Source organism: bacterium (genome assembly GCA_020440705.1).
Taxonomy (GTDB): Bacteria; Krumholzibacteriota; Krumholzibacteriia; order LZORAL124-64-63; family LZORAL124-64-63; genus JAGRNP01.
In genome coordinates this window covers 1-23,185 of the sequence record JAGRNP010000033.1, presented here as the reverse complement: position 1 = coordinate 23,185, position 23,185 = coordinate 1, and the positions used below count along the sequence as shown (strand labels likewise).

The window sequence follows — 23,185 nt, the reverse complement described above, 5'->3', positions numbered from 1 at the left end:
CGGGCGGCGCCGGGCGCCAGCAGGGCCAGGGCCAGGGCGGCGGGGCCGAGGCGGCGGAGCAGGGCGGTCATGCGGGGTCCTCGTCGCCTCATTTGATCACCGCCACCGAGTGGTTGCTGCGGATCGTCCGGGTGCCGCCCGCCTCGTTGTAGGTCGTCAGGATGCGCAGCACGTAGACGCCGTACGGCACCACGTCCCCCCGGAAGTCCGTGCCGTCCCAGACGATCCCGGCCACGCGCCGGGGCGTGGTGTCGTTCAGGTCGGTGCCCTGGAACGAGAAGCTCTGGGTGAGGACCTTCTTGCGCTTGCCGTTGATGTCGTACACCTCGACCGTCACCGTCGCTTCCTGCGTCAGGTAGAACGAGATCGAGGTCTCGTCGTAGAGGTCGTCCCCGTTGGGGGAGAACGGGTTCGGCGAGATGAGCAGGCCCGACATGACCTCGCCGGCGTCGTAGGAGACGGCGTCGGTCAGGAAGAGGCCGTAGATGCCGGGTCGCTTGACGGCCGCCGTCACGTTGTTGCCCGTCAGGCTCACGTTGCCGCCCACGAGCACCCAGCGGTCGCTCTCCTCGTGGTACTGGTAGAGCGCCAGCTTCTCCTTGTCGGTGCCGGCGGGCAGCCAGTCCTGCGGGAAGTGCAGGGACAGGTCGTACGCCAGCGGCAGCGCCCCCTGGTAGTCGAGGTAGCCGCCGGTGGTGTCGGCGGTGGCGAGGAAGACCTCGCGGTACACGCCGATGGGCCGCCCCTCGGGAACGGTCGGCGCGGCCTGGTAGACCGGCGGCACCGTGCACACGTCCCACTGCAGTTCGACCGCGCCGCCCATGGTGTCGGGCGAGACGGCGGCGCCCTGCCACGCCTCCTCGATGTGATGCTGCACCATCCAGTCGCGCAGCGAGGCGGACATGAGCAGCGCCGAGCCGTCGACGTGCAGCAGGGCCACGTCGGCCGGCGCCAGGTCGGCGTCGAGGGGCTGGCAGGGCCGGGTGGGGCCGATCTCCAGCGTCGTCACCGGCGAGGTGGTCGTCTTGTCGAGGGGATCGGTCGCCCACACCTCGAACTCCAGGTAGCGCGTGCTGTCGTACGGCGAGTAGGTCAGCGAGTCGAGGAAGGTGGGCAGGATGTCCACCACCCAGCGGTCGCGACCGAGGTAGCCCATGGCCTCCACGTGCTGCCAGTCGCCCCGGAAGCCGGTGGCGCGGTAGCGGAACTCGGCCCGGTCGACCCGGTAGTCGTCCGAGATGGTGATCGACAGGGCCAGCGGCGCGCCCTCCAGGGGATCGACGCGGGTCACGACGCCGTCCTTGGCGCCGGTGTCGATGACCGGCGGACCCGTGTCCTCGAAGGCCGACATCTCCAGGGCCACCGGGGTCTGGTTGGCGGCCAGGCGGTCCTGGGCGGCGGGGGAGAGGTAGTTCAACATGTCGGACTGGCCGAGCCCGGCGCTGTGGCCGGCGCCCGGCACGGCGAGCACGTCGAAGAGGTTCGAGTCGCGGTCGGAGTTGTCGCCGCCGCCCGGCTGCCACTCGCTGCGGGACTCGTTCACCCAGCGCACGCCGCCGAAGTCGGCGTCGCCGTCGTGGCTGGCGATGCACACGATCATGTCCCACTTGAGGATGTCCTCGTTGGAGGGATCGCCCAGGCTCGCCCGCGAGACCAGGGCCGTGACCGTGTCGGCATCGGGGTCGCTGACCAGGATGATGTCGGCGTCCGAGCGCAGGGCCGCGTCGCGCCAGGAATCGACGGTGTTCTTGCCCAGCGAGGGCACCACGGCCTTGTACCAGCCGTCGATGATGATGGCGTACTCCCAACCGTCCCAGGGCTGCATGCCGGCCTGGCGCGAGGGCAGGGTGGCGGTGGTGCCGCCCGGATCCGAGTCGATCAGGATGTCGATCTTGGCGATGTTCATGTCGGCGTAGGGGGCGCCCCAGTCTGCGGTGCCCGGATCGGCCGGATCGGGGAAGTCGCCCACCTTGACCTGGAAGGCGATCATGTCGATCTGCTGGCCGCCCACCGTGGCCACCGTCTCGAACACGGTGAGCCGCTCGATGTCGAACGCACCCGGCACGAAGACCTGGTTGGTCGGATAGATCGTGTACAGCTTGCGCGTGTCGGGCAGGTTCGGACCGTGGTCGTCGCCGATCGGGTCGTCGACCACGAGCAGCGGTTCGATCACCGGCTCCACGGCGAGGGTGGCCTCGGTGCGGCTCGCCCAGACGTTGGCGCCGTCGTAGGCCTGGATGCCGATGGACTGCGTGCCGCCGGGATTGCCCAGGGGCACCATGACCTGCAGGCTGTAGCGGCCGTCGCCCGCGTCCTGGTCGCCGTGGCTGCCGTCGTCGTACATGCGGGTGATGCCCGCGCCGCCGATCTCGCCCAGATCGGCCAGCACGTCGCCGATGCCGTCGCCGCCGTCGGCCACCTGGACCGTCACGGTGACGAGGCCGCCGGCGATGACCTCGGCCGGCGTGACCACGGCGCCGGTGAGGGTCGGCCGGGCCGGGAAGACGGTCTTGACGGTGTACGGCGCGCCCCACTGGGACAGGGTGGTGGGGCCGAAGGCCACGTCCCAGGCGCCGTCGGGCGGGTTCAGGTAGTCGAAGGTGAGATTCAGGGTGGCGTCCTGGGGGGCGCTGTCGAAGGCGGCGCGCTTGGTCGAGTCGTCACCCTCCTGCTGCGTCAGGTAGGCCTCCAGGCGCAGGGAGGAAGGGGCGCCGCCGAAGGCCGCCCAGGGCACCGTGAAGACGACCTTGTCGGCGAGCTTGCTCACCCAGGCGTCCTTGATGTTCGTGTCGCCGCCGCTGAAGTCGCCGGCGGTGGTGTTCCACTGGTCCCAGTCGGTCCCGTTCCAGCGGCGGAAATCGCCGTAGTCGTCGGCCGAGTACTTGTAGGTCAGGGCGTAGTCGGGACGGTCGCCGTGGGCGTAGTTCACCGGCTGCAGGAACGGGTCGCGGTTGGCGCCGGCCGCGTCGTTCTCCGTCTCGAAGATCACGTGCAGCTGCAGACCGCCCCAGTCCGACTGGAAGGGGATCTCGAGCAGCAGGTTCTCCGGCGTGTTGTCGACGATCAGCGCCGTCAGGTCGGTCTTGTCGAAGGTGGCGAAACCCGCCGGCTCCTGGTCGTAGGGCGGGTCGGGGATCACGACCACGTCGCGCAGCTGCAGGTCGGCGGCGTCGCCGCCGAGCACGCCGCCGTCGACGGCGAGGGTGACCAGACCGGCGTCGCCCGAGGGGGTGAAGGTGCCCACGGCGCGCCCCGCGGCGTCGGAGACGGCGGTGGGGGTGCCGAAGGCGCCGAGGGCCGCCGGTGACGCGGCGAAGGAGACGCCCAGACCGGCCTCGGCCACGGCGTTGCCGTAGAAGTCGACGAGCTGGGCCGTGACCGCGACGGGCCCGGCCACCGAAGCCACGCTGGCGGGCAGTTCGAGCCGCCAGCCGTCCCTGGGACCGGGCAGGGTCCGCACCGGCAGCAGCGTTTCGCCGCTGTCGAGGTCGTTGGCCGCCACGGCGAGGGTGCGGTTCTCGAGGGTCACCGCGGCGGTGAGCAGGAGGGTGCCGGCCCCGGTGGCCCGGAGCTGGGCCTGGGCCCGTCCGGCCACGGTCAGCGCCGAGGGCACCACGAACTGGCCCTTGCCGCTGGAATTGCCGTCGATGCCGAAGGCCACCGGCACGTCGTTCAGCAGGCTCACGTTGCCGGCCGAATCGTAGAGCGTGCCGGTGACGGTGACGATGGCGGTGTTGTCGGCGACGAGGCTGTCCACGTCGACGGTCAGGACGATGGTCTCGGGCCGGGGATCCTGGAAGCCGATGGCCACGCGGCTGCCGAGGGTGTCGATCTTGGCCGGCTGCTGCAGCAGCACGCGCAGCACCTCGACGGCGGTGTTGGACATCCAGAAGCGCGTGCGTCCGGCGGCGAAGTCGACGGTGGTGATGGCCGGGGGCGGCGCCGCCTGGTCGCCGCTGCCGTAGTAGACGGGCGTGCCCCGCGGCGGGCTCACGTCGTCCATCTTGCGCGCCGAGAGCACGAGGCCGCTGAGGGCGCCGTTCAGGTCGTAGAGGTCGTCGCGGCCGTCCTCGTCGCGGGCGGCGATCAGCACCTCCGTGCTGGTGAAGGGGTCGCCCGCGGCCTGGTCCCAGTAGGTGGCGCGCAGGCCGGGGCGGAAGTTGCCGTCCTCATCGACCAGTTCGAGGTGGGTGGCGCGGACGGCCAGCAGCTGCTGGACGTCGAAGACGGTGTCGTTCGTGGTGACGTCGAACGGGATGTCCAGCGGCACGTAGCCGGGGGCGGTGGCCACCAGGCGGTACCGGCCGGGGTCGCAGTACACGGTCGCCGTGGTGGCGGTGGCGAAATCGGCCCCTTTGCGGACGACATCGGTGTCGGCGTAGCGGACCGACCAGTGCGCGGCGGCATCGGGCCCTTCGAAGGTCAGCGGGATGTCGACCTGGGTCTTCAGGGGCAGCTCGACGACCAGACCGGTCACGTCGACGTCCTGGACCACGGCGACGGGCACCGCGACTTCCTGGTAGTAGTCGGGCCGGGCCACGACCCGGACGACGAAGTCGCCGCCGGTGGGCGTGAAGAGCTTGAATGCGGGTTCGATCGGGCTGAACGCGCCCGTGTCGACGCGCACGCCCGCGGGCGTCTCGAGATAGACGTCGCCGCCGTTGTTCTCGGCGGTGCCCAGCAGGACGACCGTACCGGCCACCCGCGTCCAGAGCATCAGGTCCAGGACGACGCCGGTGACGTCCTGGTCGCCGACCACGCTGACGTCCCGGGTCAGTTCGTAGTAGTCCGGGGCGGTGGCCCGGATCACGTAGTCGCCCGAGTTCTTCACGTACAGGGTGAAGGCGCCGCCGTCGGTGCGGACCTCGGTGGCGTGGATCACGTCGCCGCGGTCGTCCTCGATGGTCAGGGACGCGGTGCGGACCTCGCCGCCCTCGAAGTTCAGGTTGCCCGTGATGGAGATGGCCTGGGGCAGGCTCAGGTCGGCGCCCGTGGCGGCCTCGCCGGTGGCGATGTCGACCAGCGTCGTGTCCGGGAAGTAGCCCACCGCGTCGGCGATCACCCGGTAGCGCCCGCCGGCCAGCCGCGGCAGGGTGTAGGCGCGGGTCGTGGCCGGCAGATCGAGCTGCATGACGGCTTGTCCGGGCTCCTGGCCCGCGGTCGGGAAGTCGACCAGCTCGGCGCGCACCTGCAGGCGGGAGGTCATGGCGTCGTTCTCGAGGGCCACCGTGCCGGCAATGGACCCGGCCAGCGGATCGGGCACGCCGTCCCCGTCGACGTCGACCACCGAGGCGTGCATGTTCGCCAGCACCACCGTGTTGGCGCTGCGGTCGAGGCCCGCGTTGTCCGGGGCGCTATCGCGGCCGTTCAGGTCGGCCCGGCCGGCGGTGATCACGGCCACGGCCTTGATCACGGCGTAGTCGGGCACGTCGCCGCCCAGATCGGGATAGATCACGTCCCAGGGCAGGGCGAATTCGGCGTGGTTGTACAGCGGCCATAGGGCTTCCGCGCCGCTCTTGGCGCCGCCGGTGCCCTGGGCCACGGTGACGTCTCCGGTCAGGGGCAGGCACGAACCCTGGCCATCGGTGACCAGGAAGACGCGGGGCAGGGCGCCCGGGAAGGCCTGGCCCGGATCGCGTCGGATCACGAGGTCGATGTGGTCGCCGTCCGGCAGGGAGAAGGCCCCGGCGGCCGAGTCGAGGGCGGCGGCGCTGGTGGGGCCGACGCCGCGGCCGAGATCGAAGAAGATCGACAGGGCGTGGGTGTCGGGCCGGGCCAGCTTGTAGTCCTGGTAGGTGACGCCGACGTAGAGGTTGTCCGCGTCCCAGGTCATCAGCAGGCGGCCGACGTGCCCCTCGGACGTGTTGGTGTTGTCGTCGGTGCGGTCGTCGACGACGACATCGCCGGGATCCCACTCGGTGCCGTCGAGCCTGATGGAGCCGTCGATGACCGGAGTGGAAAGGGGGACGGCCAGGACGATGGTCGTCAGGGCGAGAAAAACCGCAACCGCCGGGAGAACGCGGGTGCGGACCGGGGGCGTCCAGATTGGCGTTTTCATGGGCGGCACAATACCGAACCGCCCGGGGCGAATTCAACGAAAAAGCCCCCGACCGACGTTTTTCATCGTCGCGCGGGCCGCGCTCGCCGGGATCTGGTTGTCGCCGGGCCCGAGAACCGCTACAGTGCGCCGTTATGAAACGTCTTCCGGCAAAGTTCGCGGCCATCCCGGTCCTGCTCGGCCTCGCCCTGCTCGGCGCCGTGCTCCTGCCCGGTTGCGGCCACGTCGACCGCTCGCGTGCGGTGATCGTCTGGGAGCAGATGGATCCCGGCGAGCAGGACTTCTTCGACGCCCACGTGGCCGAATTCCGCCAACGCCACCCCGAATTCGCCGACTTCGCCATCGAGCGCGTCCACTACCGCGTCGAGGACCTCCAGACCCAGTTCCAGACGGCGGCCCTGGCCTACGGCGGACCCAATCTCGTCTACGGCCCGGCCGACAAGGTGGGGCCCTATTCGATCATGGGCCTGCTGATGCCGGTGGAGGAACTGCTGCCGCAGGCCGAGATCGACCGCTTCACGCCCGATGCCCTGCCGGTCCTCGCAGGCCACGTCTACGGCCTGCCCGACCAGGTGGGCAACCACCTCACGCTGGTGGCCAACCTGGCCCTGGTCGACAGCGTCGCCGTCGATACGGACACCTGGCTGGAGCAGCTGCGTGCGGCCACCGTCGATCGCGACGGCGACGGCAAGCCCGACCAGTACGGCCTCGTCTTCAACCTGCTCGAGCCCTTCTGGCTCGTGCCCTGGCTGGGCGGCTTCGGCGGCTGGGTCATGGACGACGCCCTGGCCCCGACCCTCGACACCCCGGCCATGACGGGCGCCCTGCAGTTCCTGTCCGACCTGAAGCGGGAACGCGTCGTGCCCCTCGAATGCGACTACCCCCTGGCCGACACCATCTTCAAGGAGGGGCGGGCGGCCTACATCATCAACGGGCCCTGGTCGTGGCAGGGGTACCGCGAGGCGGGCCTCGACATCGCCCTGGCGCCGATCCCCATGGTCAGCGCCACGGGCCTGTGGCCCGCGCCCATGACCTCGGCCAAGTGCTATTCGGTCAACCGCTACCTCGATCCCGCGACGCGCGAATGCACCGCGGCGCTGCTGCAGTGGTTGACGAGCGCCGAGGTGCAGACGAACCTCGCCAGGGGCCTGGGCGTGATGCCCGCCGACATGGCGGCCGCGCGCAACCCCGAGATCCAGGCCGATCCGGCCCAGGTGGCCAGCCGGCGCCAGATCGAGAAGGGGCGGCTGATGCCCATCGTGCCCGAGATGCGGGCCATCTGGGACGCCATGCGCCCCGCCTACCAGAGCGTGATGAACGGGGAGCTGGCCCCGGCCGACGCCGCCCGCGAGATGCAGCAGCGGGCCGCGACCATGATCGAGAGGATGCGCGAGTAGATGGGTGCGACGCAGCGCAGGCTGGCCTTCTGGTTCCTGTTGCCCTCGGCGGTGGTGCTGCTGGGGGTGGTGGCGTACCCCTTCTTCTTCAACGTGTGGATCTCGCTGACGAACTGGAACATGTTCCACTTCCGCGACCCGTCGTTCATCGGCCTGACCCACTACCTGCGCCTCTTCGCCGAGCCCGACTTCTACCGCATCTTCGGCAAGACCGTGGCCTGGACGGCCATCAACCTGGTCTTCCACTTCACGCTGGGGCTCGGGGCGGCGCTGCTGCTGAACCGGAAGCTGCCGGGGCGCAACCTCTACCGCGCCCTGCTGATCCTGCCCTGGGCCATGCCGCAGTACATCAGCGCGCTCACCTGGCGCGGCATGTTCAACGTGGAGTACGGGGCCGTGAACATCATCCTGGGCAAGCTGGGCGCGGCGCCGGTGCCCTGGTTCAGCAACGAGTTCTGGGCCTTCATGGCGCCCGTGATCACCAACATCTGGCTCGGGTTCCCGTTCATCATGGTCATCGCCCTGGGCGGGCTGCAGTCGATTCCGCAGGAGCTGTACGAGGCGGCGCGCATCGACGGCGCGGGGCGCGTGCGGCAGTTCTTCTCCATCACCCTGCCCATGCTCAAGCCCGTGCTGCTGCCCGCGCTCGTGCTGGGCACCATCTGGACCTTCAACAACCTGAACGTCATCTGGCTCGTGACCGATCAGGGCCTGCCCGCCGACAAGACCCACATCCTGGTCACGTACGTCTACAAGGCGGCCTTCTTCTACTACCGCTACGGCTACGCGGCCGCGTTCAGCGTGTTCATCTTCCTGTGCCTGGTCGTGATCGTGAAGGGCTACGACCGCGCGGCGCGCGAGGAGGCGTACTAGGATGGTCAACCGGCGCCTCGCCAGGCTCTGGCATCACGTCTGGATCCACGCCCTGGTGTGGGCGCTGGTGGTGTTCGCCGTGTTCCCGATCCTGCAGATCGTGGCCATCAGCCTCAGGCCGGGCGACCAGCTCTACAGCACCGAGCTGCAGATCATTCCGGACAACGCCACCCTCGACGCCTACCGCATCATGTTCACCGAGAAGCCGTTCCTGCTCTGGCTGCGCAATTCGCTGGTGGTCTCGCTGGGGACGGCGCTCATCGGCGTGGCCCTGGCCAGCCTGGGCGGCTTCGCCCTGTCGCGCTCGCGTTTCACGGGGCGGGGGGCCGTGCTGCAGGGCATCCTCATGACCCAGATGTTCCCCGCGACGATGCTGCTGCTGCCGCTGTACCTGCTGATGCGCAAGCTGCACCTGGTCGACACGCTCGCCGGCGTCATGGTGGCCTACGTGGCCACGGCGCTGCCCTTCTGCATCTGGACCATGAAGGGGTACTACGACACCATTCCGGTGGCCCTGAACGAGGCGGCGCTCATCGACGGCTGCTCGCCCCTGCAGGCCTTCGTGCGGGTGACGCTGCCCCTGAGCGCGCCGGCGCTGGTGATCACGGCCCTCTTCAGCTTCATGACCGGCTGGAGCGAATTCATGGTGGCCCGCGTGATGCTCGCCAGCAAGGAGCTCATGACCCTGCCCCTGGGGCTCGAGTCGCTGTTCACCACCTACCAGACCGAGTGGGCCAACTACGCGGCCGGATCGCTGCTCGTCTGCATCCCGGTGGTGGTGCTCTTCCTGGTGCTGAACCGCTACCTGGTGTCGGGGCTGACCCTCGGCAGCGTCAAGGGCTAGTCGTCCCCGCCACCCGCACCGTCTGCACCGCGTTGGCCGGCACGGTCAGGTCCAGATGCCGGTCGCCGATCTCCAGCCCGATCGCCAGCGCCGCCCCGGTCGTGTTCAGCAGCTGCACGCTCACCAGCCCGTCGGCGTTCATGGTCGCGCAGGCGTGCAGGGCGTCGGCGTCGCGTCCGGCCAGGTCGCGCGTCACCGTCACCGCCCGGTCGCCCGGCCGGATGGTGCGGCTGAACTGGGCCAGCACGTGGTAGACCGGCGTGTAGTGGATCTCGCCGGTGTCGGTGTCGATCATCACGGGCGCGCCGCAGAAGTTGTCCACGTGGTTGGGGCCGCCCCGGCGGTCGAGCACGGCGTTCCAGTCGATCCAGCCGGTGACCCAGTGGTCGAGGCTGACGATGATGTTGCGCGCGTAGCGGTGCACGGGCACGTACTTCGGGTGGTCGGCGGCGCCGGGTCCGGCCCAGGTCGCGGTGTAGGCCCAGTCGGTGGCGTGGGCCTCCCACCACCAGGCGTCGTTGCCGAACCAGAGCGGCTCCTCCGTGAACCCGTCCGGATCGGTGATGCCGCCGGGCGCCGGCGTGCCGAGGGCGTCGATGCAGCCCTCGGTGTGGACGATCGCGAAGTCGGGATAACGGCGGTGGGCCATTTCCAGCACGTCGTCGAACACCTTCACCGTGCTGCCGTACCAGTGGATCGCCGCGCCGTAGACGTAGGGCGCCGTGTCGCGATCGCCCAGGATGGCGTCGAGCCACGGTTCGAGCCCGTCGCGGTTCTGGTCGTACACGAGCAGGCGCGTGTTCGGGACCCTGCTCGCCCACAGGCGCGGACCCAGGTCGCGCCGGATGAACACGTTCTGGCTGCCGGGCGTGAAGTGCATGCTCTCCCAGTGGCCGCCGTTGCCGTGGGGCTCGTTCACCGGCGTCAGGGCCCAGAAGCGCACGCCGGCCGCGTCCCACGCCTCGAGGGCCTTGACGAGGTAGTCCGCGTAGGTGGCGAAGTGCTCGTCCTTCAGCCAGCCGCCGGAGCCCTGCCAGCCGTTCGCCGCCGAGCCGGGGATGTACCAGGTCCCGATGTCCTTCATCCAGGGCGGGGCGGTCCAGGCGGAAGCGACGATGCGCAGGGGCGAGTCGGGACGGCCGCGTTTGAGGGCCAGGGCCTCGCGCACGAAGGGCAGCAGGTCGTAGGCGGGATCCCGGACGCCGGGGTAGCGCGACGGGTCGAATCCGGCCGAATCGGGGGCGATGCTGAACGAGGCGAGCTGCCGGTCGTCGGGACGTTCGGCATAGGAGTACCGGCCCTCGACGCTGAAGTCGCAGGAGCCGAGATGGGTCCGGGCCAGGGTGAAGTCGGCGCCCTCGGCTCCGAACAGGCGCGCGACGACCTCGGCCCGGCGGGCCGGATCGAGATGGGCCAGCACGAAGGCCGACGACTCGGTGAACGAGGTGCCGATGCCGTCGATGACCTGACGGGGCCGGTCCGGCGCGACCGAGACCACCACGCGTCCGTCGCGGGGGGCGGGCCCGGCCTCGAGGGGGAGATTCGCGACCCGCGCCTGGCGGGCGCCCGCGGCCGAGGTCACGAGGATCGTCGCGGTGCTGTCGGGCCGGTCGGTCGGCCCCGCCACGGCGGGGGCGGTGGTCAGGACGACGAGGACGGCCAGGATCGGGATGGCTCGAGTCGCGGAGCGGGGCGCCATGGTCGTTCTCCCCGGGCCTACTCGGGCCGGCCGATGAGCAGCGAGATCACGCCCATGAGGAGGGCGCCGAGCAGGGCCCAGCCGAAGCCGTCGACCACGAACCCGGGCACGAGCGTCGCCCCGAGGGCGAAGAGGATCGCGTTCAGCACGAAGTAGAACAGGCCGAGAGTGAGCACGGTGATCGGGAGCGTGAGCACGACCAGGATCGGTCTGAGCACCGCGTTGAGGAAGCCGAGCACCAGGGCCGCCACCAGCAGGGGCACCAGCCCGTCGATCCGGACGCCGGGCAGGACCCAGGCGGTCAGGCCGAGAGCGATGGCCAGGGCGATCCAGTGGGTGAGCAGGCGATTCATGGCAGGTCCTTTCGGGGGCGCGGAAGCGAAGGGGCGACCGGGCGCGGCCCATGGTACGCCCGGCGCCCTCTTCGCACAACATAGCGGGGGACAGCGGTTTCCGCTGCCGCCGACCGGCGGTGCGGCGGGGATTGCGGTGCCCGCGGGGTGGGGGTATCCTCTGGAGGAGGTCCGCAACGACGCCCTGCCCGAGGGCGCCCCCGAACCCGAGGAGGCCGCCTCATGGCGACCGCGAAGTCCGGCGCTCCGTCCGGCCATTTCATCGCCCGATTCCTGCAGCTCGAATCCGCCGGCGGCCTGCTGCTCATGGCCGCCGCCGTGCTCGCGATCATCGTGGCCAACACGCCCCTGGCCCGCTTCTACGACCTGCTGCTCGACACCCCGGTGGCGGTGCAGATCGCGAGCCTGAAGATCGCCAAGCCCCTGCTGCTGTGGATCAACGACGGCCTGATGGCGGTCTTCTTCTTCCTGATCGGGCTGGAGCTCAAGCGCGAGCTCGTCGAGGGCGAACTGGCCGACAGGCGCAACATCGTGCTGCCGGGGATCGGCGCCATCGGCGGCATGGCCGTGCCGGCTCTCGTCTACGTGCTCTTCAACCGCGGCGACGCCGTGGCCATGCAGGGCTGGGCCATCCCCGCCGCCACCGACATCGCCTTCGCCCTGGGCATCCTGTCCCTCATCAAGGGCGTGCCCAACTCGGTGAAGGTCTTCCTCACCTCGCTGGCGATCTTCGACGACATCGGGGCCATCCTCATCATCGCGATCTTCTACACCGCCAAGATCTCCTTCGTGGCCCTCGGCGTGGTGGCGGGATGCATCGCGCTGCTGGCGATCCTGTCGCGGCTGAAGGTCGAGGCCCGCAGCATCTACATCCTCGTGGGCATCGTCATGTGGACGGCCATGCTCAAGTCCGGTGTCCACGCCACCCTCGCGGGGGTGGTGCTGGCCATGTTCATCCCGATCCGCTCGCAGCGCGATCCGGGCCACTCGCCGCTCAAGGCCCTCGAGCACGATCTGCACGAGGTGGTGGCCTTCGTGATCCTGCCCGTGTTCGCCTTCGCCAACGCCGGCATCGGCCTGGCGGGCGTGACCCCGGACGAGGTCCTCCACGGCGTGCCGGTGGGCGTGGCCCTGGGCCTGTTCCTCGGCAAGCAGGTGGGGGTCTTCGCCTTCTGCTGGGCCGGCATCCGGGCGGGCCTGATGCGGCTGCCGGACGGCATGAACTGGCCGGCCCTCTACGGCACCGCGGCCCTGACGGGCATCGGCTTCACCATGAGCCTGTTCATCGGCTCGCTGGCCTTCGAGCAGACGGGTGTCGACCGGTTCTTCGACGAGCGCATCGGCATCATCGCCGGCTCGCTGGCGGCGGGCGTGCTGGGCTACATCGTGCTGCGGCGGGTCTATGCCGGACGGGCGGTGCACAGGTGAGCGGCGGCCGCTCCGTCGTCCGCTGCGCGTGGGCGGCCGGCCGGCCCCTCGAAGAGGCCTACCACGACGCCGAGTGGGGGCGCCCGCTCCACGACGACCGCCGCCTCTTCGAGTTCCTTCTGCTCGAGGGGGCCCAGGCGGGGCTGAGCTGGTCGACGATCCTGGCCAAGCGCGAGAACTACCGCCGGGCCTACGACGACTTCGATCCGCACAGGGTGGCCCGCTACGACGCGGACCGCCTCGCGGCCCAACTCGCCGATCCGGGCATCGTGCGCAACCGCCTGAAGGTGCAGGCGGCGGTGACCAACGCCCGCGCCTTCCTCGCGGTGCAGGAAGAGCACGGCTCGTTCGACGCCTACATCTGGGGCTTCGTCGGCGGCCGCACGCTCCAGAACGCCTGGCGGTCTCTGGCCGAGATTCCGGCCACCACCCCCGAGTCCGACGCCATGAGCCGCGACCTGAAGCGCCGCGGCTTCAAGTTCGTCGGCTCGACCATCTGCTACGCCTTCATGCAGGCCACCGGGATGGTCAACGACCACACGGTGGACTGCCATCTGCACGCCGTGCTTGGCGGCCGGTCATGACCGCCAGGCCCGCGGCAACCGGCGCCGTGGGGGCGTCCCGGACGGCCGTGGCTCGCCTGGCCAAACCCACGGAAACCCCTTCGGAGGGGGCAATAGGCCAAGAATCCCCTTGTTATCGCAACTGCATTTGTGGTATGATTTTTTTTGGTAAAGATTGATCAGAAACCCGCCCGCCCGCGGGTATGAGGCCGGGTCGCGACGCCTGTTTCCACAGGGGGAGGGGGGGCGTCCGGCTGCGGATAGACCAGAATCCCCGAACGAGGCCCGCACCATGCCCCACATCTCGCCCTGCCGTGCGTCCGTCCCGGTGGCGATCGCCCTCGTCGGCTTGATCGCTGCCACCGCCTATGCCATTCCGTCGACCGACATCGCCTGGCACAGCGTCCTGTCCGTCGATGGCGTCGGTCAGGTCGAGGGCTTGAGCCCGGCGGGCGACCTGCTCTCCGTCCAACTCGGTCATCGGGCCGACGGCGGCGCCGTGCTGCGGGTCAGTTTTCTCGCGCTGTCGGAGGACGTGCCCGGAACCCTCGCTCGGGCCTTCGTGGCGGCCGGGCGGCCTCGCCGCATCGAATTGACCGTGAGCGGGGGAGCCGCCGCTGAGCCGGCCCGCACCCTGGGCCAGCTGGTCCTGGAGAGTCGCGCGAACCGCTATGTCGCCGAGGCGGGCGCCAAGGCGGCCGGCTGGTGGTCCGTTCCCGGCGATCCGGATGCGGTCTATCTCGACCTGCCCTCCGACCCGGTGACCGACGGATCCTGGCACCTGCGCATCGCCACCGCGCAGCCCAACGGCAAGGGCGACGTGATCGACGCCTCCTTCCCCGCCGACAAGGCCTTCGAGGCCCACTGCGCCTTCGTGCTGCATGGCAACCAGGGCATCGGCTACACCGACGTGCTGCACGGCCGCAGCGACGACCTCGAGGGCTCGGGCTTCGACGAGGCCCTGCAGGTGCACGAGAGCCTCGGCGTGCCCGGCAATTTCCACATGTCCGGCACCCTGATGACGGCGGCCGAGTGGGCTGCCCGCAACGGCGATCCCGTCGACTTCAATGCCTGGCTCGCCGCGGGCGTGACCGCGGGCTGGGCCGGCATGGTCTCCTCGGCCTACGGCCAGCACATCATGCCCTTCGTCAACAACGAGATGAACGACTGGGCCGTCGCGATCCAGGCCGCCATGGTCAGCACCTTCTACGGCTACACGCCGAAGGTCGCCTGGGTGCCCGAGCGGGTGTGGCTGAACACGAGCGGCTACCCCAGCAGCGGCGTCAACGACTGGATCGGCGACAACTGGCAGGCCCACGGCATCGACGGGGTGATCCTCGACGACGACGTGCACCTGGCCGGCCACGACAACCACCGGATCCACACCCTGAGCGCCAACGGGCTGCGCCTGATCCCGCGCGACCGCAGCTTCACCGGCAACATCATCGGCGGGAACGGCCAGGCGTCCCTGGACATCCTCACCGGCCTGGCCGGCAGCGGCGTGGGCGAGTTCCGCATCGCGGTCTTCGCCGAGGACTGGGAGGCCGCCAGCGAGATGGGCGGCTGGGCCTCGATCGTGCCCAACGCCAAGGAGACGTACGACTGGTTCATCGGCAAGTGCAGCACCGAGAGCGCCTGGCTGCACACCTGGAAGCTGGCCGACGCCCTGGTGAACCCGAACTTCAACGGGGACACCTTCACGCCGGCCCCGGGCACGTACGGCGAGATCGGCGGCGGGAACGGCTACGGCGGCGGGGACAACGGCTGGTACACGCACTGGGCCGGCTTCATCCCCTACGCCAACGGCGGCGACGGCAGCGGCAACTGCGGCGGCGGCAGCGGCAACTGCAAGAACTACGGCACGCTGTGGAACGACGCCTACGCGGCGCTGCTCGCGGCCCCGGACAACAACGTCTCCCAGGCGGGCTGGTACGTGCTCATGACCAACCTGCACGAGACCGCCTGGCACGACGGCCTCGGCGGGCCCATCAGCGGCTGGCAGCACAAGTACTCGGCCCACATGAAGAACGCCATGATCTACGCCGAAGCCGCCCACTGGGCCAACGGCGAGTACGCCACCACCACCGACGCCTACTTCAGCGACATCGACAACGACGGCTACCAGGAGACGGTGATCCACAACGACCGCCTCTTCGGCGTCTTCGAGGGGACGGGCGGCCGCCTGACGCATCTCTTCGTGCGGGGGGCGGGCTACGACGACACGGCCATCGGCGTCGACAACGCCTACTGGGCCGACACCGACGCCGACTACAACGACGTCAACCACACCGCCGCCTTCAGCGAGGTCTCGCCCGACTACCAGCACAGCGGCTACGTGACGGCCATCGATCTGGACGGCACCACCGTGTCCGTGATCATGGGGCACGAGGAGGTCGCCAAGACCGTCAGCCTGACCGAGGGCGACAGCCACTTCGACGTGACCTACCGCGTCGGTCCGGCCACGCACTGGATCCAGGGCGGCTTCTCGCCCTCGCTCGTCGACCTGGTGTGGAACGCCCAGCTCGACCGGGTCTGGGCGCCGGACGCGTCGTACATGGGCTTCCGCAACCCGAACACGGGCATGGCCACCGCCTGGGTGCTCGGCGCCGGCGGCGCGAGCCACCAGAAGGAGATCTCCGGCACCCTGAGCAAGGGCGACGAGATCAAGGGCAGCGGCGTCTTCCAGCTGCAGCTGTACGCCGGTCCGACCAGCGCGCCCGACGGCAGCGGCGACGTGGCCGAGCTGCGCGCCCTGGCCGACCTCCTCGTCGACACCATCGGCCCGGGCGTGACCGCCTCCCGCTACTATCCGCTGAACGACCAGTGGGTCGTCGAGTTCGACCAGCCGACCACCGTGGACGACGTGACGGGCCTTTCCGTCGCCGGCCAGTTCGGCAGCGTGGCGTTGCCTCTCGCGACAACGGTGCTCGAGGCCGGGGCCACCACCACGAAGACGTTCGTCCTCGACGCCGCCACCGCCGCGGCCGTCGAGGCCCTGATTCCGGACGGCGACATGTACCCGGCGCTCGTCGCGGGCGCGGTGTCCGACGCCGCCGCCAACGGCAACGCGGCGCTGACGGCGCCGGGCGCGGTCGTCATCGGGGTCATCACGACCGCGGTGGCCATCGACGGGCACATCCAGGCCGCTGAATGGGACGGGGCCGAGGCCCTGGCCGACAGCAACGACTCGGCCTGGACCGCGAGCAACGAGATCGACCGCCTGCTCGTGAGCTGGGACGCGACCTATCTCTACCTCGCCATCGACGGCGTGGTCAGCGCCAACAGTTGGCTGCTCTACCTGGACGTCGACCCGGGCACGGCCAACGGCCAGACCGACCTGACGGCCACCGACGCCTGGGAGCGGGGGGCCGTGTTCACGGCCGCGGGCTACGCGCCCGATTTCCAGTACGGCTGCTATCAGCACCAGTCCATCTTCGACGGCGACGGCTTCTGGGAGCTGACCTCGCCCACCACCACCCAGGACCGCAGCGGCGAGATCACCTCGGCCTTCGACTCGTTCCACACCTTCGGCGACGCCGGCGGCAGCGAGATCGCCATTCCCTGGGCGACCCTCTATGGCCTCGGCGCGGGCCAGGTGCCGACCGGCGCGAGCATCGCCCTGGCTGCGAGCGTCACCTGGGATCCCGAGCCCGGCGGCGAACTCGGCGGCGACTCGGTGCCGAACAACACGGCGGCCGCCCTGCCGACCATCGACGCGGCGTGGACCCTCGTCGTCGACGGCGACGGCGACGGCCTGCCCGACCTGGACGCCTCCCCGGTGCCGGACCGCCTCCTCGCCGGGGCGCGCCTGCTGCCGAACCATCCGAATCCCTTCAACCCGTCGACGACCATCGCCTACGAGATCCCGGGCGAGGCCGCGACGGACGTCCGGCTGACGATCTTCGACGTCCGGGGCCGCCTGGTGGCCACTCTCGTCGACGCTCGGGTCACGCCGGGGCTGCACCGCATCGTCTGGGACGGCAAGGACCAGGCGGGGCAGGCCGTGGCCTCGGGCACCTATTTCTCACAGCTGAAATGGGGCGGACGGGCGATCACCCGGCCGCTCTCCCTCGTCAAGTAAAGGAGGAGTCCGATGCGCAACCGCCATCACGTCTGGAGTCTGGGGGTGCTGCTGGCCGCACTGCTGGTCGGTGGGGCCGCCCTGGCCCAGACCCCGCAGACGATCGTCATCGACGGCGTGAACGACTTCCTGTCGGTGAACGAGGCCGACGTGGACACGTCCGACACGCAGTTCGCCGAGATCGACCTGAGCCACGTGCACATCACCAACGACGCGGTGAACCTCTACCTCGGCGTGGAGATGGCCGGCGGCTTCGGGACCACCCAGATGGGCATCGCCATCGACGTCGGCACCGCGGCCGGCGGCACAGACGACCCCTGGGGCCGCGCCATCGAGTGGAGCCTCGCGGCCAACAAGCCCGACTTCATGTTCTACGTGAACCTGGACAACAACTGGCAGGCCTCCTACCACTGGGACGGCGCCGCCTGGGCGCCCCTGGCCGCCGGCCCCGGCGCGCTGGGCATGGCCACCGGCACGAGCTTCAAGGAGCTCGCCATCATGCTGGGCACCCTGGGCGTCTCGGCGGGCGCGCCGATCAACGTCGAGGTGTGGACCACCCAGGACTCTCCGACCAAGGGCCCCCTGGACGCCGCCGCCAACGACGGCTCCCAGCTCTCGACCCCGGGCTTCACCCTCTGGGACACCGCCTCGGACATCCCGCTGCTGAGCTACCTGCCCTACACGGTGCAGGCGGCCGCCGACCCGGATCCGCCGGTGCTGACCGGCATCCAGCCCGCGTCGTACCCCGTGGGCACCTCGTTCAACGTCCAGTTCAACGAGCCCGTCGACGCGACCTCGGCCGCCAACACGGCCAACTACGAGATCGGCCTGGCGATCATCAACTCGGCGACCCGCGACGCGTCCGACTTCAGCGTGGTGCACCTGGAGCTCGCCGCGCCGCTGACGGCCTCGGCCGCGCTGTACAACCTGCGCGTCACCGACGTGGAGGACGTCGCCGGCAACGTCATCACCGACAACGGCGTGGACAACGAGAAGTGCTTCGGCCTGAAGGAGGTCGTCTTCCGCGGCCGCATGTCCCAGCTGCTGGCCAACACGGCCGAGCTGCCGCCCTACCAGTTCACGGTCGAGGGCAGCAAGGCGCCCCTGACCTTCGATCCCATCGGCGACACGGGCGTGATGACCGACACCGGCGTCGACGACATCTGGGAGTACACCACGACCATGAAGTACGACGGCGACTGCGGCGCGGGCACCGCCAGCGAGAGCTTCGAGTGGAAGTTCAACTTCCAGGGCACCACCTGGGAGCCCCTGGCCGGCAACCGCACCCACACCCTGGACCTGGTCAACGGCGCCCAGGACGTCATCGAGGTGTGGTGGAACGACGAGGACCCGACGCTTTTCACGACCCACGACATCGACGTCATCTTCCGCGTGGACATGAGCCTGTCCGGCTATGCGCCGACCGACACCGTGAGCATCAACGGCTCGGTGCTGCCGCTGAACTTCAACGTGCCCTCGGACCACCCGCTGGTCGATGACGGCACGGGCGAGGACGAGACGGCCGCCGACGGGGTCTTCACCGGCGTGATCACCTTCCCGGCCGGCGCCCGGAAGGACGTGGCGTACAAGTTCCTGCTCAACAGCAGCTACGAGTGCGACGGCCAGGGCGACCGCTCGGTCTTCCTCAACGACGAGCTCTTCGACACGATCGGCGGCACGCTGGGTCCCCTGGCCCTGCCGACCGTGAAGTACGACTTCTGCAACCGGATCTGGCGCCCCGTCGAGGTGGTCTTCTCGGTCGACTTCAACAACACGGCCTGGGGGAGCATCGACGAGTTCGACGTCGTGACGGTCAACGGCACCGACAACGGCGCCGGCTTCGACTGGACGGTGCCCTCGAACACCATGCTCCACGACGACGGCATCGCGCCCGACGCCGTGGCGAACGACCGGATCTACACCGTCTCGGTGGTCTTCCCCGACTCGGCGGCGCAGAACATCGAGTACAAGTACCTGGCCAACGACGTCTACGAGTGCCCGAACCAGGGCAACCGGTTCTTCAGCATCGATCCGGACAACTTCGACGCCGTGGGCAACCCCCAGATCCTGGCGCTCGACGTGTACCAGATCTGCGAGGTGACCGACGTGCCCCACGGCGCGGCGGCCCGCCTGGTGCTGGCCCAGAACAGCCCCAACCCGTTCAACCCCATGACGAAGATCCACTTCGACGTGGCGCGCGCGGGCCGGGGCGAGCTGGTCGTGTACAACGTGCGCGGCGAGAAGGTGCAGACCCTGCGGTCCGGCCACTTCGAGTCCGGGCCGGGCGTGGTGATCTGGAACGGCCGCACCGACGACGGCAAGGCCGTGGGCAGCGGCGTGTACTTCTACCGCCTGACCGTCGGCTCGGACACCGAGACCCGGCGCATGGTGCTCTTGAAGTAGCCGCGACTCCGTGCTGCAATGACGGCCCCGGGCTTCTGCCCGGGGCCGTCGTCGTTCCCGAATCGCCCCGCGGAGGTCTCTCATGCGCACGCCCCTTCTCGTCCTGCTCCTGCTCGGCGGCGCCGCCACCGCGCGGGCCGTGCCGGTGACGTTCCGCGTCGCCCTGCCGCCGGGTACGCCCCCCGATGCGCCGGTGCATCTGGCCTGCGACTACCAGGGCTGGCGTCCGGACGCCGCCGACTGGCGCCTGACCCGCCGCGACGACGGCACCGCCGAACTCACCGTCGACCTGCCCGCCGGCCACGGCCTGCAGTACAAGTTCGCCCTCGGCTCCTGGCTGGCGGTGGAGAAGGGGCCCGACGGCGAGGAGATCGCCAACCGCCTGCACGTGGTGGGCGCCGCGCCCGAGACCCTCGATCTCGTCGTGGCCGGCTGGGCCGACGGCCGGCCCGCGCGGCGCGTCGACACCATCAGCGGCGACGTGACCACCCACACCGTGCCGGGCTTCCTGGATGGCCGCCGGGTGTGGGTGTACCTGCCGCCCGGCTACGCCGCCGAAGGCGAGCGCCGGTATCCGGTGCTGTACATGGCCGACGGCCAGAACGTCTTCAACGACGCCACCAGCTTCGTGGGCGAGTGGCGCGTCGACGAGACCCTCGAGGAGCTGATCCCCGCGGGCCGCGTGGCCCCCCTGATCGTGGTGGCCGTCGATCACGGCGGCGGCGCGCGCACCCGCGAGTACACGCCGTGGCCGTCCCGCATCCGCGAGGGCTCGGGCGGCGGGCCCGACCATCTGCAGGCCTGGATCGACGTGCTGAAGCCGTGGGTCGACGGGCGGTACCGCACCCGCTCCGGACCGGCCCACACCGCCCTGGCGGGATCGTCCCTGGGCGGCCTGATGACCCTCTACGGCACGTTCGCCCACCCCGAGGTCTTCGGCCGGGGCGCGGCCTTCTCGCCGAGCCTGCTCATCGCGGGTCATCCCGTCTTCGACCTCTGCGCGACGGCTCCCGGCCGGCCCGACCCGCTCTACGTCGACATGGGCACGCGCGAGGAGGGGAACCGGCGCGACGGCGACGGCAACGGGACCGACGACTACGTCGACGCCCTGCGCCGGCTGGCCGACGTCCTGCAGGAGCGCGGCTACGTCGGGGGCTGGGATCTGCTCGTGGTCGAGGGCGAGGGCGACCGCCACAACGAGGCGGCCTGGGCCGCGCGCTTTCCGGCGGCGGTCGAGTTCCTCTTTCCGCCCGCTCCGTAGGGCGGTATATTGCCCCGCGAACGCTCCGCCGCCGCCACCGGACCCCAACCGGGAGACGAATCATGCCCGCCGCAGGCCCCCGCTACACGCCCTTCGCCAACGAACCCGCCGTTCTCGAGCTGACCCCCGAATTCGTGGCCGCCAGCGGCCTGGGCGCCTGGGCCGCGGGATTCCAGCTCGGCACCGCCGGCTACCGCGACCTGCTCGATCCCGACGACCTGTTCAGCACCGAGGTCCCGTTCAACGCGTACAGCGTGGCGCTGATGCTCGAGGCGCGGGCCCGGTTGGCCGTCGAGAACGGCCTGCGGAAGCTGCACGTGGGCGGCGAGGTGCGCCCCCACACCCGGGAGTTCATCGATCTGGCGGCGCGCATCTACGCGGCCCACGGTCTGGAGGTGCATCTGCGTCCGGCCGCCGAGCCGACCACGCCCATCTGGCTGTCGAGCTTCGGCGTCTTCTTCGAGGAGCTGGACGGCGGCGAGAACTTCACGGCCAGCCACAGCCAGAGCTACAAGGGCGGCTGGAAGCCCATGGAGAAGGGCGGGGGGCAGCTGCTGGGCATGGCGGCGCGCATCGCCGAACGCGTGCGCGAGCTGGCCGCCGCAGGGGCGCGCGAGGGGTTGGCGATCCGGCTCGCGGCCGCCGACGATCCGGCCATCGTGCGCGATTTCGACCCGGTCGCGCCCTACACCGCGGTGCTGCGCCAGGTGGTGCCGGAGAGCCTGCTGGCCGACATCGCGCCGGCGGCGGCGCAGGGCTTCCGGGCGGGCATCTGCACCGAAGGGGGCTCCATGGGGCCCACGGCCCGGCGCATCTTCGCCGCCCTGGGCCTGGGCGTGGGGGACGGTCAGCCCGTCTTCTTCACCCACGAGGAGCAGAGCAGCACCTACCACGGCATCGGCATCCTCGACGGCGTGAACCACGGCGTCGATCCGGGCAAGTGGCAGGTCTACAAGCACGTGGGCGCCCAGGACCTCCTGCGCGACCGCGCCTGCGACGTCTTCTTCATCTGGGATCCGGACGGCGACCGCTTCAACATGGTCACCGTGGCGCCGGCCGAGCGGGCCGCCGCCGCGGCCGCCGCGGGCCTGGAGGTCGATCCCCTCGACGACGCGCGCTGCCTCGTCTTCTTCAAGCCGAACCAGATCTACTTCATGCTGACGGCCCTGAAGCTCGACTGCCTCGCCGACGCGGGCGAGCTCGACGCGGCCGACTGGATCGTGGCCACCACCTTCCCGACCAGCATGAGCATCGGCGAGATCGCCACGACGCACAACGCGCGCACGGGCGCGCATCTCGGCACCTACCGGGTGCCGGTGGGCTTCAAGTACTTCGCCGAGCTGGTCGAGAGCCTCGAGGCGCAGATCGCGGCCGGCGCCGCCACGACGGGCGCCACCGACGTGACCGGCGTCGCGACGGCGTTCGGACCCCGCCCCCGCCTGCTGATCATGGCCGAGGAGAGCGGGGGGGCGGCCATGGGTCCGGCCGAGCCCGTGGCCAGCCGCCACGGCCGGCGCACCTCGCTGGCGGCCAAGGAGAAGGACGCCATGCAGATCGGCGTCATGTGCCTGGGCCTGGCAGCCCGGCTGCACCGCGCGGGCGGCAGCTTCGCCGGCTACTACCTCGACCTGCTGGAGAAGTACGACACCCGCTACCGCTTCTACGAACGCCGCGACATCACCCTCTTCGACGAGTCGCTGAAGGGCGAGGCCCGCGCCGCGGCCCAGGCGGAGGGCAACGCCCGCAAGGAGGCCACGGTGGCCTTCTTCGCCGGCCTGGAGGGGAGCGAGCCGGACGCGGCGGCGGCCGCCCTGCTCGACCGCCTGCCGGAGGGCACGGTCCTGCCGATCATCGAGCGCGTCTTCCACGCGGGCGACGGCACCTTCATCGCGTTCGCGGGGCAGTGGTTCGAACTGCGCGCCTCGGGCACCGACGCCGTGCTGCGCTTCTACATGGAGGGCCGCGACGCCGAGGCCGTGGCCAGCCTCAACGAGGCCTTCACCCGCATCGAGGTCTGAACGGGAGCGGATGGCACGGCCCGTCCCCGCCCGGGGCGGGCCGTGCGTCGTCGTGGCGGGCTACTCGCCGGAGCCGACGCCGACCCCGAGCCGGCGGGCCCGCGTGTCCAACTGCGCGGCCACGCCGGCGTTGCCCGCCGCGCGCTCCAGCCGCGCGAGCTGCACCAGGGCCGGAACGCAGTCCGGATCCAGGTCGAGGGCCCGCCG

General features: G+C 70.4%; 12 protein-coding genes. 9 read left to right on the top strand and 3 right to left on the bottom strand.

Annotated features, from left to right (window positions below):
- Positions 1-88 precede the first annotated feature (88 nt).
- Positions 89-6,058 (bottom strand): hypothetical protein, encoded by a 5,970-nt coding sequence (locus KDM41_07210; GenBank protein ID MCB1183204.1) that lies wholly within the window; start codon positions 6,056-6,058, stop codon positions 89-91.
- A 134-nt stretch (positions 6,059-6,192) separates the two neighbouring features.
- Here KDM41_07210 and KDM41_07205 point away from each other — a divergent pair, with 134 nt between their 5' ends.
- From KDM41_07205 to KDM41_07195, 3 genes are read left to right on the top strand one after another with little or no spacing between them, the layout of a single operon-like run.
- Positions 6,193-7,455 carry an extracellular solute-binding protein gene (locus KDM41_07205; protein ID MCB1183203.1) on the top strand — a complete coding sequence of 421 codons (1,263 nt, stop codon included), beginning with the start codon at positions 6,193-6,195 and terminating at the stop codon, positions 7,453-7,455.
- A complete protein-coding gene (locus tag KDM41_07200) occupies positions 7,456-8,328 on the top strand; it encodes a sugar ABC transporter permease (protein MCB1183202.1) in 873 nt (290 codons plus the stop codon).
- A gap of 1 nt (position 8,329) precedes the next feature.
- Entirely contained in the window at positions 8,330-9,172 is an 843-nt protein-coding gene (locus tag KDM41_07195) for a sugar ABC transporter permease (protein MCB1183201.1), read from the top strand.
- On the opposite strand, the gene KDM41_07190 is transcribed toward KDM41_07195, so the two are convergent.
- Both KDM41_07190 and KDM41_07185 read right to left on the bottom strand, forming a co-directional pair.
- Positions 9,162-10,871: a glycoside hydrolase family 30 protein gene (locus KDM41_07190; GenBank protein ID MCB1183200.1), complete on the bottom strand. Its 1,710-nt coding sequence runs from the start codon at positions 10,869-10,871 to the stop codon at positions 9,162-9,164. The two genes, KDM41_07195 and KDM41_07190, sit on opposite strands and share 11 nt — an antisense overlap.
- A gap of 17 nt (positions 10,872-10,888) precedes the next feature.
- The gene (locus KDM41_07185) at positions 10,889-11,224 is read right to left on the bottom strand and encodes a phage holin family protein (GenBank protein ID MCB1183199.1); all 336 of its coding nucleotides are present in this window, start codon (positions 11,222-11,224) and stop codon (positions 10,889-10,891) included.
- A 222-nt stretch (positions 11,225-11,446) separates the two neighbouring features.
- On the opposite strand from KDM41_07185, the gene nhaA reads away from it, so the two are divergent.
- From nhaA to KDM41_07155, 6 genes are all read left to right on the top strand, one after another.
- Positions 11,447-12,652 (top strand): Na+/H+ antiporter NhaA, encoded by a 1,206-nt coding sequence (gene nhaA, locus KDM41_07180; protein MCB1183198.1) that lies wholly within the window; start codon positions 11,447-11,449, stop codon positions 12,650-12,652.
- Positions 12,649-13,236, top strand: coding sequence for a DNA-3-methyladenine glycosylase I (locus KDM41_07175; protein ID MCB1183197.1), 588 nt, complete (start codon positions 12,649-12,651; stop codon positions 13,234-13,236). The genes nhaA and KDM41_07175 overlap by 4 nt, the downstream gene beginning before the upstream one ends.
- Before the next feature lie 271 nt (positions 13,237-13,507).
- The gene (locus KDM41_07170; protein ID MCB1183196.1) at positions 13,508-17,296 is read left to right on the top strand and encodes a hypothetical protein; all 3,789 of its coding nucleotides are present in this window, start codon (positions 13,508-13,510) and stop codon (positions 17,294-17,296) included.
- 12 nt (positions 17,297-17,308) lie between these two features.
- Positions 17,309-19,699: an Ig-like domain-containing protein gene (locus KDM41_07165; protein MCB1183195.1), complete on the top strand. Its 2,391-nt coding sequence runs from the start codon at positions 17,309-17,311 to the stop codon at positions 19,697-19,699.
- A gap of 82 nt (positions 19,700-19,781) precedes the next feature.
- Positions 19,782-20,960: a phosphonate ABC transporter ATP-binding protein gene (locus KDM41_07160; protein ID MCB1183194.1), complete on the top strand. Its 1,179-nt coding sequence runs from the start codon at positions 19,782-19,784 to the stop codon at positions 20,958-20,960.
- 62 nt (positions 20,961-21,022) lie between these two features.
- On the top strand, positions 21,023-22,978 hold the full coding sequence (locus KDM41_07155; protein MCB1183193.1) for a hypothetical protein: 1,956 nt from the start codon (positions 21,023-21,025) through the stop codon (positions 22,976-22,978).
- Positions 22,979-23,185 lie beyond the last annotated feature (207 nt).